Genomic DNA, 16,064 nt, shown 5'->3' with positions numbered 1-16,064 from the left:
GTGGGTTGATCGGTTGATCGGGGTGCGGGGGTGGTCGGTGTCGCTCGCTACTTGATGATCAGCACCTTTGAGCGGTCGAGGGTCAGGGCGACGGCGGCGACGATGATCGCGCCGTAGAGGATCTGCTCGTAGGCCGACGGGACGCCGACGATCGGCAGCCCGACCCGGAGCAGGGTGATGACGAGGGCGCCCACCAGCGAGCGCCAGACGCTGCCGTGGCCACCGGTGATCGCGGTGCCGCCGACGACGATCGCGGCGACGGCGGGCAGCAGCAGGTTGTCGGCCATGGTCGGGCTGCCGCTGAAGTTGCGCGAGACCAGCATGACCGCGGCCAGGCCGGCGCAGGCACCCGAGACGGCGAACGCACCGACCTTGACCAGGTCGACCGGGGCACCGGCCAGCCGGGCCGCCGACTCGGAGTAGCCGGTCCCGGTGATCCAGCTCTGCAGGGGCGTGAGCCTGAGGACGAGCGAGATCACCGCGACCACGATCAGGGCCACGAAGAACGACATCGGCACGTAGCCGCCGACGTACGTCGTGAGCCAGGTCGTGGCGTCCCGGTCGATGATCCGGATGGGGCCGGCGTCGGAGATGACCAGGGCGACGGCAGAGAAGATGCTCATCCCGCCCAGCGTCACGATGAACGACGGGATGCGCAGCAGCACGTGGGCGAGGCCCTGGACCGCGCCGAGCGCCGCGGCGGCGGCGACGACGGCGATCGCGGTGAGGCCGCCGAGGTCGGGCAGCCACATCGCGAAGAACACCGTCGACAGCGAGCACATCGCCGCGATCGACAGGTCGATCCCGCCGCACAGCACGACCAGCGTCGCACCGACGGCGAGCACCACCAGGGGTGCCGACGTCCGGACGACGGCGGTGAGGCTGCTCTGGGTGAGGAAGTCCGGGTCGGCGATGGACAGCGCGGCGAGCAGCGCGGCGAGCGCGATCAGCGGCATGAACGACGTGATCCGCTGGCCGAGGGTGGGACCGGCCTTGGCGACCGCGTCGGGCACCGGCTTGGTGATGACGGGGGTGGACACGGCTAGACCATCTCCTTGACGAGGTCGAGGGGGGTGGGCTTGGCGCCGGAGGGGCAGGCCACCTCCTGGGCGACCTTCCCGTCGCTCATCACGACGATCCGGTCGGACATCCCGATCGCCTCCTCGAGGCTGTCGGCGAGCAGCACGATGGCCACGCCGTTGCCGGCCAGCTCGCGCATCAGCCGGTAGACCTCCGAGCGCGCGCCGACATCGAGCCCGCGCGTGGGGTGGTCGAGGAGGAGCAGCTTGACGTCGCCGCCCACCAGCCAGCGGGCCAGGACGACCTTCTGCTGGTTGCCACCCGACAGCCGCTGGATCGCGGTGCCGCGGTGCGGCGTCCGGATCGACAGCCGCTCGATCCAGCCGTCGACGAGCGACGCCTGCTTCTTGGGGGCGACGAGGGGCCCGCTGCAGCGCGAGGCCTGCTTGGCCAGGGTCATGTTCTCGGCGACCGACATCGGTCCGACCATGCCCTCGACCTTGCGCTCGGCCGGTACGTAGCCGATGCCCGCGGCGCACGCGGCGCGGGTCGTGGACAGGTCGAGCTTCTTGCCGTCGAGGGTCACCTTGCCGGCCGAGGTCGGCTCGGCGCCGAAGAGCGCCCGGCAGACGTCCTCGCGACCCGAGCCGTGGACGCCGACGATGCCGACGATCTCGCCCGTGCGGACGTCGAGGTCGACGTCGCGGAACGTCTTGCCCGACAGCCCCTTCACGCTCAGCATCGGCTCTAGCGGCTCGTCGGGGCGGCGGGACTGGTGGTCGTGGTAGTGGTCGTCGGAGCCGGTCGTGCCGATCATCATCCGGTGCAGCTCGGCCGGGGCGGCGCCGGCGGTCGCGACCTCCCCCACCGACCGGCCACCGCGCAGCACGGTGACCCGGTCGCAGACGTCGAGCACCTCGTCGAGGCGGTGCGAGACGAAGACCACCGAGGCGAACTCGCGCAACCGGCGTACCTGGGCGAAGAGGGTCTCGATCTCCTTGGACTCCAGCACCGAGGTGGGCTCGTCGAGGATGATCACCGGCGCGTGCTGGCTGCGCTGCTCGATGCGCAGCACCTTGGCGATCTCGACCATCTGCCGCTCGGCGAAGGTGAGGGTGTCGGTGCGCGCGAGCGGGTTGATGTGGGAGCCGATCTTGTCGAGCTGCTCCTGGGCCAGCGTGCGCATCGTCTCCCAGCGGTAGATGCCGCCGCGGACGCCCCGCCCCTCCGAGCCGAGCACGATGTTCTCGGCGGCCGTCAGGTTGGGCACCAGCGACTGCTCCTGGAAGACCATGCCGATGCCGTGGTTGGCCGCCTCGACGACGCTGCGCAGCTTGACCTTCTCGCCGCGGACGTAGATGTCGCCCGCGTCGGGACGGACCAGCCCGACCAGCGCCTTGAGCAGCGTGGACTTGCCGGCGCCGTTCTCGCCGGCCAGGCCGAGCACCTCGTGCTGGTGCACGACCAGGTCGACGCCGTCGAGGGCCTTGACGCCCGGGTAGTGCTTGACGAGGCCACGGACCTCGAGCGCGGGCGACCGCCCGGTGACCGAGGGCTCTGCCGCGTGCTGGATGTCCGCGCTCACTTGGTCACCTGGTTCCTTCTGCGCTGCGGGATGACCGCGGCGGCGACCGCGGCGACGACGATGAGGCCCTGCACCCCGCCCTGCCAGAGCGGGTCGACCCCGACCTGGACCAGGCCCGTGGTGAGCACCGTGATCAGCAGGACGCCGACGGCCGAGTGCAGGACACCGCCGCGACCGCCGGTCAGCAGGGTGCCCCCGACCACGGCCGCGGTGATCGCGGCGAAGTCGTAGCCCTTGCCGGCCTGGACGAGCCCGGCTCCGAGCTGGCTGGTGACCATCACGCCGCCGAGCCCGTAGAAGGCACCGGCCAGCGTGAACACCGCGACCTTGTAGGGCGCGACCCGGACCCCGGACAGGCTCAGCACCTCCTCCGCACCGCCGATGGCGAAGGCGTAGCGGCCCAGCCGGGAGTAGCGCTGGATGAGGTAGCCGACCAGGACGCAGCCGACCGCGATCCAGGTGAGGTGGGAGAAGCCGAGGAACCGGTCGATGGCGAGCTGCTTGAGCGCGGCGTCGGGGATGTTGGGCTGCACCCCGTTGAAGAGCAGCGTCGCCACGCCGAGCCCGATGGCCGAGACGCCCAGCGTGGTCATGAACGACGGCACCTTGAGCAGCACCAACGCCAGCCCGCTGAGACAGCCGAGGCCGGCGGCGAGGAGCACCGCGATCAGCACGCCGATCAGGCCCAGGTCGTTGTCGTTGCGGTTGTTGGCCACGAGCAGCGCGACCGTGATCGAGGCCGCGCCCATCACGCCCGGGGCCGAGAGATCGATCGAGCCCATCATGAGCACGAACGTGATGCCGCACGTGACGACGGCGAGGACGGCGGCGGTGTCCATGATGTTCTGGACGTTGCCGAAGGTGCGGAAGTCCGAGCTCCACGTCGCGAACGCGGCGAAGATGACGACCAGCGCGATCGGCGGACCGGCGTCCCGGAGCGACACCCCCCGCCGAGGCTGGGGGCGCTTCGCGACGACCTCGACGTCCTCGGCGGGGGATGTCACGGTCACGAGATCGGGCCCTGCGACCGCTCGAAGACGTTGTCGCACTCGAAGTCGGCCGGGCTGGTCTCCGGGCTGGAGAAGTCGGCGACGTTGTCGGCGTTGATCAGGAACTGCTCGGCGTACCAGGCACGGTCCTCGTCGGGGATGTCGTCGACGGAGAGCTCACCGGTGGCGACGCAGTAGCCGATGGCCAGGCCGATGCCGCCCTGCCACGGACCGTCGCTGGAGACCGTCGCGGTCATGCTGCCGTCCTCGATCGCGGCGAGCGCGTCGGGCACGGCGTCGATGCCGACGACGGCGACGTCGTCACGGCCGGCCTGCTCGAGCGCCTCGAGCGCGCCGAGCGCCATGTCGTCGTTGGCGGTCCAGATGCCCTTGATCTCGTCGCCGTGCTTGGTGAGCAGCGTGCGGGTGACCTCGAGCGCTTGGTCGCGGGCGAAGTTGGCCGTCTGGTCGTCGAGCAGGGTGACCTCGGGGTTCTCGGCGAGCGACTCCTCGAGGCCGGCGAACCGGTCCTGGGCCGCAGCGGCGTCGAGCGCGCCCTGGAGGGCGATGATGCCGCCGGAGCCGCCGATCGCCTCGATCAGCGCGTCGCCGATCTGCTTGCCGGACTCCTTGCCGTTGTAGGTCAGGTGGGTGATCCAGCGGTCGTACTCGGCGACGTCCATGTCGGCCGGCTTGTTCCACTGCGTGACGACGTAGGCGTCGGTGTTCTCCACGCCCTCGACGATCGGCTGGGTGTCGGCGTCGCCGTTGGGCAGCACGTTCATGACCAGGCACTGGGTGTCACCGGCGAGGAGCTGGCTGATCTGCTCCTGCTGGCGGGTCGAGTCGGCGTCGTAGGTCAGGCGCTCCTGCTCGAGGCCGACCGACTCCGCGAACGCGTCGCCGCCGTCGAGCCACGAGGCCTCGTACGGGTTGGACTCGTTGCGGACCTGGCCGACCAGCTTGACGTCGGACTTCTCGCAGGCGGCGGCGTCGCCGCCGCCTCCGCCGTCGTTGCCGTCGCCACCGGCGGCCTCCTCGCTGCAGCCAGTCAGGGCGATCGCGGCCAGGGCGAGACTGGCCAGCACAACGGCGGGGCGGGACTTCAAGGTCATCGTCGATCCTCGTTTTCTTGGCGCCAGGGATACCGGCGGGTGTGGACCCGAGAGGTGGTGATGTGGCCGCGGGCGCGACCGGGTGGTGCGGTGGAGCCGGTGGTGTGGGTGCGGTGCAGGTGCGGTGCGGGTGTGGGGTACGGGGTGGTGCTGCTAGCGGGCCATCCAGCCGCCGTCGACGACCAGGACGTGGCCGTTGACGTAGTCGGCGGCCGGGGAGGCGAGGAAGACGGCCGCGCCGGCGACGTCGGCGGGTGTGCCCCAGCGGCCGGCGGGGATCCGGTCGAGGATCGACCGGGCCCGCTCGGGGTCCTCGCGCAGCGCCGTGGTGTTGTCGGTGGCCATGTAGCCGGGGGCGATCGCGTTGACCTGGACGCCGTGCGGGCCCCACTCGTTGGCCAGCGCCTTGGTGAGGCCGGCGACGCCGTGCTTGCTGGCGGCGTAGGAGACGACCCGGATGCCGCCCTGGAAGGCGAGCAGGCTGGCGATGCTGACGATCTTGCCGCTGCCGCGCTCGACCATCGGCTTGCCGAGCTGCTGGGTCAGGAAGAACAGCCCGGACAGGTTGATGTCGACGACCCGGTGCCAGGAGTCGGGCTCGAGCTCGACGGTGTCGGCGCGCTCGATGATGCCGGCGTTGCTGACCAGGATGTCGACCCGGCGGTCGGCGGCGATCTCGGCCCCGACGCGGTTGACGGCGTCGTGGTCGGACATGTCGAGGTCGACCACCTGCACCTGGCGGCCCAGGTCAACGACCATCTTCTCGGTCTCCTCCTGGCTGCCGGCCAGGCCGACCAGGACGAGGTCGGCCCCGGCGCCGGCCAGGCCGAGGGCGACGCCCTGGCCGAGCCCGCGGCCCGCGCCGGTGACGACGGCGGTCTGGCCGTGCAGGTCGAACGGCGCGCTGCTCACAGGTCCTCCACCGCGACCGGGGTGAGGTCGGTGTAGCAGTTGTTCTCCCCGGTCATCGCCCAGATGAAGGCGTAGGAGCCGGTGCCGGCGCCGCTGTGGATCGACCAGGGCGGCGAGATGACGGCCTGCCGGTCGGCCACGACGAGGTGGCGGGTCGAGCCGGGCTGGCCCATGAAGTGGAAGACGCGGTCGTCGGGCGCGAGGTCGACGTAGCAGTAGACCTCGGTGCGCCGGTCGTGCAGGTGCGGCGGGAAGGTGTTCCACACCGAGCCGTCGGCGATCACCGTGACGCCGAACTGCAGGGCCGCGGTCTGGAGCTCCTGGCCCCAGGCGTAGCGGTAGAGGCTGCGCTCGTTGGCGGACGCCGGGCTGCCCAGGGCGAGCGGCTCGACGGCCGCGTGGCTCAGCGCCGTCGTCGGGTACGTCGCGTGGGCCGGCGCGGAGACGAAGTAGAAGGCCGCCTCGGGGCCGGCGAAGACGACCTCGCTGCCGCGACCGACGAAGAGCCCGTCGAGGTGCTCGAGCTCGAACTTCTCGCCGTCGACGAGCACGTGGCCCGGCTCGCCGACGTTGATCACGCCGAGCTCGCGCCGCTCGAGGTGCGACGCGCCGCCGAGGACGTCCTCCCACGCCGGCAGGGCGAGCTGCTCGCCGCCGGGGACCGCGCCGCCGACGACCAGCCGGTCGTCGTGGGTGTAGACCCCGCGCACCTCGCCGTCCACGAACAGGTCCTCGACGAGGAAGTTGTCGCGCAGGTCGGCGGCGTGGGCTGTGTCCACGCTCGCCGGCGAGGTGGAATATCGCACCTGAATCACGTTGGGCCGCTCCTCGGTCTTGTGAACTACGTTCCGCTATGTGAACCGGGACCGTACACGTGACCTCTGTCACGGGTCAAGAGCCTGAAACTAGTCCATATATGTGAAACGGCGCTAGGCTGGGTACCGAGACGGCCTCGGGTCCGTTCACCACTCAAGGAGGCACGGCGCATGCCGGATCAGTTCACGAGCACCACCATCGGCACGGTCACCGCCCCGCTGCCCCCGACGAGCAACGGCGCCTCGGTCGCCGGGCCGGTGAAGTCCGCGGCGCGGGCCCTCGACCTGCTCGACGAGATCGCCGCCCACGGCCCCGGCACCCAGCTGCAGCTGTCCCAGCGACTCAGCATCCCCAAGAGCAGCCTGCACGCGCTGCTGCGCACCATGACCGACCGCGGCTGGCTCGAGACCGACCCCACCGGCAGCGTCTACCAGCTCGGCATCCACTCGCTCGTGGTCAGCTCGGCCTACCTCGACGGCGACCCGGTGCTGGCCCGGGCCGCGACCGTCCTCGACGAGGTCGCCGCCGCGACCGAGGAGACCGTCCACCTCGGCCGGCTCGACGGCGTCAACGTCATCTACACCGCCAAGCGCGAGTCGCTGCACCCGCTGCGGATGCACTCCGCGGTCGGACGGCGGCTGCCGGCGTACTCCACCTCGCTGGGGCGGGCGATCCTCGCCGACCAGCCGCAGGACGTCCGCGACCAGCTGGTGCCCCACGACATCCCCGCGATCACCCCCAACACCACGACCGACCGCGACGCCGTGCTGGCGATCATCGACCGGGCCGCGACCGTGGGCTACGCGATGGAGAGCGAGGAGTCCTGCATGGGCGTGCGGTGCTTCGGGGTCTCCCTGCCGTTCTCCCGTACCTCCAGCGACGCGCTCAGCGTCGCGGTGCCGATCAGCCGGCTGGGCGGCGGCCGGGAGGACTTCATCATCGAGACGCTGCTCAGCGTGAAGGCCCGGCTCGAGGCGACCCACGCCCGATAGTTCACGCACGTGAACAGAACGACCCTTTAGTTCACAAATCTGTCATCGGTTCTTGACCCTGGACGATCTCCGCTCTTAGTGTCGGACGTCACACGAGGACGCCGCGCCGTCGGGAGCCGGCCCTCGCGCCGACCACGATGTCGAGCCAAGGGATCCAGATGAACCTGCTTCGCCGATCTGTCCGCACGCGTCTCACCACCGGGGCCGCAGGGCTGCTGCGGCGCCTGCTGGTGCTGGTCGTGGGTCTGGGGGTCGCGCTGCCGGCCCTCGCCGCCGCCACCACCGCCCCGGCCACGGCCGCGGCCCCCGACGACGGGGTCCTGAAGGTCCTGCTGTTCTACAAGGACAACTTCCACGCCTCCCACGTCCAGGCCCGCCAGGCCGTGCGCGACCTGTCCGCCGAGCTCGCCACCCAGTACGGCGAGACGCTCCAGGTCCAGGAGACCCAGGACCCCGCGGCGTTCAGCACCGCCAACCTGGCCACCGTCGACGTGGCGGTCTTCGCCCAGACCGGCGGGGTGCTGTTCAACACCGAGCAGCGCGCCGCGCTCGAGGCCTACATCCGCGGCGGCGGTGGCTACGTCGGCATCCACTACGCCGGCTGGTCGGTCGGGCAGAGCGAGCACGACGTCAACCCGTTCTACCAGCGGCTCGTCGGTGCCTCCTCCGAGGGCCACCCCGAGGGCCCGGCCCAGCGGCAGGGCCGCGTGGTCGTCTCCGACCCGGCCAGCCCGCTGACGCAGGGGCTCCCGGCCTCCTTCACCCGCACCGACGAGTGGTACGACTGGCTGGTCAACCCCGCGCAGAACGTGCACACCCTGCTCGAGGCCGACGAGTCGACGTACGCCACCGACGCCACCGGCGGCCGCCAGGGCACCACGCACCCGATCACCTGGTGCCAGCAGATCGACACCGGCCGGTCCTGGTACACCGGCATGGGCCACGACGTCGCGCACTACGCCGAGCCGAACATCCGCACCCAGCTGCGCCACGGCATCGCCTACGGCGCCGGCCTGCTCGCCGCCGACTGCTCCCCGCCGGCCAAGGACGAGCAGGGCTCCTGGAGCGGCGTCACCCCGTGGCCGCTGATGCCCATCAACGTCGCGCTCACCTCCGACGGCAAGGTGCAGTCCTTCGGCAGCGTCGGCGGCTGGGGCAACGACACCACGCCGTACGACTGGACCGGCGACAGCTCGATCACCCAGGGCGGGCAGATGGAGGTCGACATCTGGGACCCCTCGACGCCGCGCACCATGGCCAACCTCCGCGCGGGCATCCTGTCCAACACCACCTACACCGACCTGTTCTGCTCGATGCAGGTGCAGAGCCCCCACAACGGCGCGACGATGACCGTCGGCGGTGACGACGGGCTGGGCGGCAACGCCCCCAACGACGCCGCGATCGGCGTCACCAGCTACACCACCAACAACGGGCTGCAGAACGAGGCGCCCATGAACATCCCGCGGTGGTACCCGACCGGGACGACGATGCCCGACGGCTCGATCGTCGTGCAGGGCGGCAGCCTCCGCGGCGGCCCGGGCGGTCCCGGCGTGCTGACCCCGGAGATCTTCACCCCCGACGAGGGCACCGGCTGGAAGCTGCTCGAGGGCGCGACCAGCAACGCCGCCTACGGCGACGGCAGCCAGGACGAGAACCGCTGGTGGTACCCCCGCGCCTTCGTGGCGCCCGGCAGCGGCACGCTGTTCAACATCAGCGGCACCCAGATGTACGAGCTCGACCCCGCCGGCAACGACGGTGACGGCGCGCTCACCCTGCGCGGCCCGGTGCCGCCCGCGGCGGCCAACCAGGGCGCCAACGGCAACCCGGTCGGCGCCACCTCGACCGCCGTCATGTACGCCCCCGGCAAGATCCTGCAGGTCGGCGGCGGCGCCTGGTCCAACGGCGGCGGCGGCGACGGCGCCCGTGCGGGCTTCACCGTCGACATCACCGGCGGCACGGACGCCCCGGTCGTCACCCCCACCGAGCCGATGAAGTACCAGCGCCACTGGCCGACCGGCACCCTGCTGCCCGACGGCCGCGTGCTGATCACCGGCGGCGGCCGCGAGAACAACGGCCGCGACGACACCGTCACCAACCCCGAGATCTGGGACCCCGAGACCGGTGACTGGACCGAGGTCGAGGTGCCCCACGAGCACGCCCGCCTCTACCACTCCACCGCCCTGCTGCTGCCCGACGGCCGCGTCATGGTCGGCGGCGGCGGCGCCCCCGGCCCGCGCAACTACACCGACGTCGAGTACTACTCCCCGGCGTACCTCTTCGAGGACGACCAGCCGGCCACCCGGCCGACGATCACCAACGTCGCGAAGAAGATCGGGTACGACGGCACCTTCCAGGTCGCGACCTCGAGCACCGTCTCGCGGGTCACCCTGGTCCGCAACGGCTCGGTGACCCACGGGTTCAACAACGACCAGAGCTTCCAGGAGCTGGACTTCACCGCGTCGGCCGGCGGCGTCACCGTCACCGCGCCCCAGGACGGCACCTACGCCCCGCCGGGCTCCTACATGCTCTACGTCTTCGACGAGGACGGCACCCCCTCGGTCGCCTCGATGGTCGACGTCGACCCCGAGGTCGAGATGGACGTGCGCACCCCGAAGGTCGTCGACCAGTTCGAGTACCCCCGCCTGCCCGTCGAGTGGCGCGGCGCCAACCCGCCGGCCGTCATCGACGTCGCTCCCGGCAACGGCCGGATGGCCCCGTGGACCGTCGAGGGCCCGGTCCAGCTGGTCCGCGGCACCGTCGCCAGCCAGGGGGGCCTCGGCCTCACCGGCTACCAGCTCGCGCTCGGCAGCGCGGGCAACATCGAGCGCACCCTCGAGGACCTCGACCCCGGTCGTGAGTACCGCGTCTCGCTGCGCCTGGCCCGCGACAGCCGCTCGACCGGCACCGCGCCGGCCACGGCCCGGCTGCAGGTCGGCTCGCTCGACGCCACGCTGACCGCGACGACCGCCAACCCGTCGCAGAGCGGATCGGCGGTCACCTACGGCTCCTACGTCGGCACCTTCACCGCCGACTCGCGCTCCGAGACGCTCTCGCTCACCGCACCCGGGTCGGGTCCCGGCCTGATGGTCGACGACCTCGTCGTCATCGCCGCCGATCCCGGCACCAGCGACGTACCGGTGCACTACGAGTTCGAGGAGGGCACCGGCACCACGGCCGCCAACACCGGCACCGACACCGGCGTCGGGGCCGCCACCCTCACCGGCGCGACCACCTGGTCACCCGACGGCGTGTTCGGCGGCGCGATCGACCTGCCCGGCGGCTCCAACGCCAACGCGGTCGACCTGCCCGACAACCTGCTGCAGGGCGAGGAGAGCTTCACGACCTCGTTCTGGGCGCGCCCCGACACCAAGGGCAACTGGATCGGGATGTTCCACATCGGCGACGGCCTGGAGGGCGCCGGCAGCTTCTTCCAGATCCAGATGCAGACGCAGGCCGCCGGCAACACCGGGCTCGCGGCGACGTTCAAGGCCAAGAACGGGCCGCTGCAGGAACGCGTGTACGCCGCCCCGACCCGCGACGTGACCGCCAACCAGTGGAACCACGTGGTCTTCACCCGCGACGGCGCCACCGGCACGCTCTACCTCAACGGTGAGCAGGTCGCGTCCCGCGCCGACCTGACGATCGACATGACCGACGTCGGCCCGACGACCAACAACTGGCTGGGGCGCAACGGGTTCCCCGACCCTGCCTACGACGGCCTGATGGACGACGTGCGCATCTACACCTCGGCGCTGACCTCGGCCGACGTCGCCTCGATGTACGCCGACGGCACGGCCAAGCGCACCACGACGACCGTCACGGTCGACCCGGCGTCGCCGTCGCCGTTCGCCGAGCCGCTCACCGTCACCGCCGAGATCGACGACGACGGGGGCCAGCCGGCCTCCGGCAGCGCCGAGCTCTGGGTCGACGGCGCCCGCGTGGGCGAGCCGGTCGAGGTGGCCGCCGGGACGGTCACGTTCCCCGACCTCAACCTCTCCCCCGGTGAGCACGACATCGAGGTGCGCTTCCTGGCCGACGCCGGGTTCCGCGACTCCACCGCCTCGGTGACCCACACCGTCGAGCGGCCGCCGCCGGGTGAGGGCGTGCCGATCCACTACAAGTTCGACGAGGGCACCGGCACCACCTCGGTCAACTCCGGCAACGACCCGTCGGTCGGCGCAGCGGTGCTCGGCGGCGCGACGACCTGGACACCCGACGGCGTCTACGACGACGGCGTCGAGCTGCCCGGCGGCAGCAGCTCGTCGGGCAACCACGTCGAGCTGCCCGACAACATCCAGGCCGGCATGGACGAGGAGTTCACCGTCTCCGTCTGGGCCCGCCCGGACGCCCTGCCCAACTGGGTGCCGCTGGTCCAGATCGGCGACAGCACCGACACGTTCTTCCTGTTGCAGTCCGCCACGCAGGCCAACGGCCCCACCGGGTTCGCGGCCACGTTCAAGGCACCCGGCACCCCGGGCAGCGCCCAGGAGCGGCTGACGCTCGGAGGCGGCAACGACCTGCCGCTCGCCGAGTGGACGCACGTCGTGTTCACGATGAGCGGCGGCACCGGGAGGATCTACTTCGACGGCGAGCTGCAGGCGACCCGGACCGACTTCACCCTCGGCATCGCCGACGTCGGGGTCGGCGGGGTGACCACCGCCAACTTCATCGGCGGCACCAGCTGGCCCGACCCGCGCTTCGACGGGCTGGTCGACGACTTCCGGATGTACGGCTACGAGCTGTCCGCGGAGCAGGTCACCGAGCTGTTCGAGGACGAGCCGGCGGGGGCCGCCCCCGTCGGGGTCGCCGACTCCTACACGACCGACGAGGACGAGGTCCTCACGATCGCGGCGCCCGGCGTCCTGGCCAACGACACCGACGCCGAGGACGACGACCTCACCGCGACCGGCGTCACCCAGCCGGCCCACGGCGACGTGACGCTGGCGGCGAACGGGTCGTTCACCTACACCCCCGACGCCGGCTACGTCGGCACCGACACCTTCACCTACCGGGCCAACGACGGGACGGCCGACTCGGCCGCGACGACGGTGACCATCACGGTCGAGGAGGTCACGGGCCCGGGCAACACCGCCCCGGTCGCCGTCGACGACACCTTCGTCACCGACGAGGACGAGGTCCTCGTCGTGGCGGCGCCGGGTGTCCTGGGCAACGACGCCGACGCCGACGACGACGCACTGACGGCCGCGGTGGCCACCCAGCCGACACACGGGGACGTCACGCTCTCGGCCAGCGGCCGGCTCGTCTACACGCCGGACGACGGGTACACCGGCGTCGACACCTTCACCTACCACGCCTCCGACGGGACCGTCTCCTCGGCCCCGGCGACGGTGACGATCACGGTGGAGGAGGGCGGGGGCTCGCCGGGCAACGAGGCGCCGACCGCCGTGGCCGACGTCTACCTGAGCGTGGAGGGCCAGGTCCTCGAGGTCGACGCACCGGGCGTGCTCGCCAACGACGTCGACCCCGACGGTGACGAGCTCACCGCCACCACGGTGCGCCAGCCGGCCGACGGCGAGGTCAGCCTCGAGCCGGACGGGTCGTTCACCTACACCCCCGACGCCGGGTTCAGCGGCTACGACACCTTCATCTACCGCGTCGACGACGGGACGCTCGACTCCGGCCTGACCACGGTGACCATCGCGGTCGACGAGCTGCCGCCGGCGGCGACGGCGGTCGCCGCGGCGACCGCGCCGTCGTACACCTACGGGCAGCGCAGCACGGTGTCGGTCGCGGTCGCACCGGACGCGGCGACGGGCGAGGTCGAGGTGCTCCTCGGCTCCCGGGTGGTCGCCTCGGCCGACCTGAGCGAGGGTCAGGCGTCGGTCGTCCTGCCGGCGCGGTCGTTGCGACCCGGCACGCACACGCTCACCGTGGGCTACGTCGGTGACGACTCCCACGCGGCGTCGACGACGACGGTGGAGGTCACCGTCCGCAAGGCCACGCCGACGATGCAGCTGCTGGCCCCCCAGCAGGTGCGGCCGGGCCAGCGGGTCACCCTCACGGCCCTGCTGCGGGCGGCCGGCGGCGTACCCGTCGACGGCACGGCCACCGCCAAGGTCGGCGGCCGGACGATCAGCGGCACCGTCCGCGACGGCCGCGTGACGTTCGCGCTGCCCAAGGCGCCGCGGCGCGGGTCGGTCGCCGTCACGGTCTCCTTCCGCGGCAGCGCCCTGACCACGGGCGTGTCCAAGCGCGTGGTGATGAAGGTCCGGCGCTAGCGCCGGCACGCGAACGACGCGGGCCCGGAGGACATCGTCCTCCGGGCCCGCGTCGTCGTGGGTGGTGCTGGTCAGCCCTGGTCAGCCCTGGTCGGCCAGCGCGGCGACCACGCCGGCACGGCTGTCGTCCTCGCTCGCCAGCACACCGCCGTTGGCGACGATGTCGGGGGTGATCTCGCTGAACACCATGCGGACGTCCTGGCGGCGGGCGCCCAGGATCTCCACGGCGCTGTCGGCGACCGCGGCGGCGAAGTCGCGGCGCTGCTCCACGGTGCGGCCCTTGAGGAGCTCGACGGTGATGTTGGGCATGGGGGTCCTCTCGTCTCGACCGCGCCGGACCACGAGCGTGTCCACGTGCGCGACCTGTGTTCGGTGATGTGAATCACAGGCTAGCGGACGGGTCGGTGGTTCACATCCTTGACACCAGTTCCCGTGCTTGATTGAGTGGTGACGTGGGTCACGCTCTTGTCCGTCGCCCGCCCGCCCGGCTCGTCCCCGTCCTGGCCCTGCTCGCCCTCGTCGCGGCCCTGGTGCTCGGTTCCGCCGCCCCCGCGCGGGCCCACGCCAGCCTGGTGGCCACCGACCCCGGCGAGGGCGTGGTGCTGGCGGCGGCGCCCGAGCAGGTGCGGTTCACGTTCAGCGAGACCGTGGCCGAGGTGCCCGACGGCGTCGAGGTCTACGACGCCGAGGGCGAGACGGTGGCGTCGTCGGCGAGCGTGAGCGGGTCGGCCCTCGAGGTCTCCCTCGACGAGGAGGTCGGCGACGGCACCCTGATCGTGGTCTGGCGCGTCGTCTCGCGCGACGGCCACCCCACGGGCGGGTCGCTCAGCTTCTCCATCGGCGCCCCCAGCACGTCGGTCGTCGCGCCCCCCTCGGTCGCCACCGGAGCGGCGCCGGCACCGCTCCGGCTGAGCGTGGTGCGCTGGGTCGGCTACCTCGGCCTGTTCCTGGCCGCCGGGCTCACCGGCTTCGTCCTGCTCCTGCTGCCCCTCGACCGGGGCACCGAGCAGGCGCGCCGGCGGCTGGTGACCACCGCCCGGGTCGGCGCGGGCGCGGCCGCGCTCGCCTGGCTGGTCGGGCTGCCGGTCACCGCGGCCTACCAGCGGGGCGCCGGGCTCGGGTCGCTGGACGACGGCGCCACCTGGTCGGCCCTGCCGGCCGTCGAGTACGCCGTGGCCGCCGCGGTCGCCGCGGGCGTGGTCGCGGCTGTCGTCCTGCTCGGGAACGGCCTGCCCGGCCGGCGCCGCGCGGGCGCGGCCGTCGCCGCCGCCGTCGTGGCGACCTGCGCCCCGGCGCTGACCGGCCACACCCGCGCCGCCACGCCCGAGGCGCTCGCGGTCGGCGCCGACATGCTGCACCTGCTGGCCGGCTCGGTCTGGCTCGGCGGCCTGGTGGCGCTCACCCTGGTGCTGCGCGACCTGGCCGGGCGCGGCTCGGTCGGCGTCGAGGTGCTGGCCCGCTTCTCCGCGGCCGGCGCCGGCGTCCTGGTCGCCCTGGTCGTCACCGGCTCCCTGCTGGCCTGGCGGATCGTCGGCTCCTGGGACGCCCTGGTCGAGACGACGTACGGCCGGCTGCTGCTGGTCAAGGTCGTCGCCGCCCTGGTCGTGGTGGGCATCGCCGCTTGGAACCGTTTCCGGCTCCTGCCCGGGCTGCAGCAGGCCGTACGCCGCCGCGACCGGCGCAGCGGCGCCGGGCTGGTCGCCCGCACCGTCACCGCCGAGGCCGGCGTGCTCGTGGTGGTGCTGCTGGTCACCGGGTTGCTCGTCGACCGCACCCCCGACCTCGACGCCCAGGTCGCCGGCGGCCTCGACACGAGCCGACCCGTCGTCCGGTCGGCCCTGCTCGGCCCGATCCGGGTGCAGGCCACGCTCTCGAGCCAGGCCACCGGCCCCAACACCGTGACCCTCGAGCTGCTCGACCCCACCGGCTCGCCCACCGAGGGCTACGCCGCCCCCCTCGCCGCCCTCACCTCCGAGCAGGTCGACCTCGGGGCCGTGCCCGTCGTCTCCGTCGCCCCCGGCACCTACGAGGCCGACGTCGTCCTCCCCTCCCCCGGCACCTGGGAGCTCGTGGTCTCCCTGCGCACCACCGAGACCGAGACCCCGGCGACCACCCTCGACTTCCCGGTCAGCGGCGGCGAGGCCAGCGTCGGCTGACGCGACCGCGGCGACCCACGCTGGTCGAGGAGGCCCGACGCAGGTCTCGACTGGGGGTGGTTTCGAGACGGTTGCTAGCGCAACCTCCTCAACCACCGTCGGTGACCCACGCTGGTCGAGCCGGGCGAGCGCCAGCGAGCCCGAGTCGAGACCCGGCGAGATGCGCACCCTGCGGGGGTCTCGACTCGCAGAGACTTCGTCCCCGCGGCTCGACCACCGTCGGTGATCGGTCGTCGTACG

10 protein-coding genes are annotated in these 16,064 nt (G+C 72.3%); 3 read left to right on the top strand and 7 right to left on the bottom strand.

Features of this window, described 5'->3' with window-relative positions; all coding sequences use genetic code 11:
* Window positions 1-47: 47 nt before the first annotated feature.
* The 6 genes from AC4MBH_RS10255 to kduI all read right to left on the bottom strand — a co-directional run bounded on the left by AC4MBH_RS10255 (window position 48) and on the right by kduI (window position 6,400).
* Window positions 48-1,040, bottom strand: coding sequence for an ABC transporter permease (locus tag AC4MBH_RS10255; protein ID WP_491794754.1), 993 nt, complete (start codon window positions 1,038-1,040; stop codon window positions 48-50).
* 2 nt (window positions 1,041-1,042) lie between these two features.
* Window positions 1,043-2,605, bottom strand: coding sequence for a sugar ABC transporter ATP-binding protein (locus tag AC4MBH_RS10250; RefSeq protein ID WP_491794753.1), 1,563 nt, complete (start codon window positions 2,603-2,605; stop codon window positions 1,043-1,045).
* Window positions 2,602-3,615 carry an ABC transporter permease gene (locus tag AC4MBH_RS10245; protein WP_491794752.1) on the bottom strand — a complete coding sequence of 338 codons (1,014 nt, stop codon included), beginning with the start codon at window positions 3,613-3,615 and terminating at the stop codon, window positions 2,602-2,604. The genes AC4MBH_RS10250 and AC4MBH_RS10245 overlap by 4 nt, the downstream gene beginning before the upstream one ends.
* Window positions 3,612-4,709, bottom strand: a complete 1,098-nt coding sequence (locus tag AC4MBH_RS10240; RefSeq protein WP_491794751.1) for a sugar ABC transporter substrate-binding protein — start codon at window positions 4,707-4,709, stop codon at window positions 3,612-3,614. The genes AC4MBH_RS10245 and AC4MBH_RS10240 overlap by 4 nt, the downstream gene beginning before the upstream one ends.
* A gap of 153 nt (window positions 4,710-4,862) precedes the next feature.
* Window positions 4,863-5,621 carry a 2-dehydro-3-deoxy-D-gluconate 5-dehydrogenase KduD gene (gene kduD, locus AC4MBH_RS10235; RefSeq protein WP_491794750.1) on the bottom strand — a complete coding sequence of 253 codons (759 nt, stop codon included), beginning with the start codon at window positions 5,619-5,621 and terminating at the stop codon, window positions 4,863-4,865.
* The gene (gene kduI / locus AC4MBH_RS10230) at window positions 5,618-6,400 is read right to left on the bottom strand and encodes a 5-dehydro-4-deoxy-D-glucuronate isomerase (protein ID WP_491794749.1); all 783 of its coding nucleotides are present in this window, start codon (window positions 6,398-6,400) and stop codon (window positions 5,618-5,620) included. Before kduI ends, kduD begins: the two co-directional genes overlap by 4 nt.
* 207 nt (window positions 6,401-6,607) lie before the next feature.
* On the opposite strand from kduI, the gene AC4MBH_RS10225 reads away from it, so the two are divergent.
* Both AC4MBH_RS10225 and AC4MBH_RS10220 read left to right on the top strand, forming a co-directional pair.
* Window positions 6,608-7,429, top strand: coding sequence for an IclR family transcriptional regulator (locus AC4MBH_RS10225; protein ID WP_491794748.1), 822 nt, complete (start codon window positions 6,608-6,610; stop codon window positions 7,427-7,429).
* Between the two features lie 158 nt (window positions 7,430-7,587).
* Window positions 7,588-13,668, top strand: coding sequence for a cadherin-like domain-containing protein (locus tag AC4MBH_RS10220; protein ID WP_491794747.1), 6,081 nt, complete (start codon window positions 7,588-7,590; stop codon window positions 13,666-13,668).
* Between the two features lie 81 nt (window positions 13,669-13,749).
* On the opposite strand, the gene AC4MBH_RS10215 is transcribed toward AC4MBH_RS10220, so the two are convergent.
* A complete protein-coding gene (locus AC4MBH_RS10215) occupies window positions 13,750-13,977 on the bottom strand; it encodes a tautomerase family protein (protein WP_491794746.1) in 228 nt (75 codons plus the stop codon).
* Window positions 13,978-14,120: 143 nt separating this feature from the next.
* On the opposite strand from AC4MBH_RS10215, the gene AC4MBH_RS10210 reads away from it, so the two are divergent.
* Entirely contained in the window at window positions 14,121-15,824 is a 1,704-nt protein-coding gene (locus AC4MBH_RS10210; protein WP_491794745.1) for a copper resistance CopC/CopD family protein, read from the top strand.
* Window positions 15,825-16,064 lie beyond the last annotated feature (240 nt).

The sequence above is a fragment of the Nocardioides sp. WJ219 genome (assembly GCF_058559815.1).
Note: the sequence above shows the minus strand (reverse complement) of the source record. Positions and strands in the feature narration are given on the sequence as shown.

Coding starts and splice junctions, on each gene's coding strand:
- AC4MBH_RS10240 (WP_491794751.1), bottom strand. CDS start 4,709: ATGACCTTGAAGTCCCGCCCCGCCGTTGTGCTGGCCAGTCTCGCCCTG.
- AC4MBH_RS10225 (WP_491794748.1), top strand. CDS start 6,608: ATGCCGGATCAGTTCACGAGCACCACCATCGGCACGGTCACCGCCCCG.
- AC4MBH_RS10220 (WP_491794747.1), top strand. CDS start 7,588: ATGAACCTGCTTCGCCGATCTGTCCGCACGCGTCTCACCACCGGGGCC.
- AC4MBH_RS10215 (WP_491794746.1), bottom strand. CDS start 13,977: ATGCCCAACATCACCGTCGAGCTCCTCAAGGGCCGCACCGTGGAGCAG.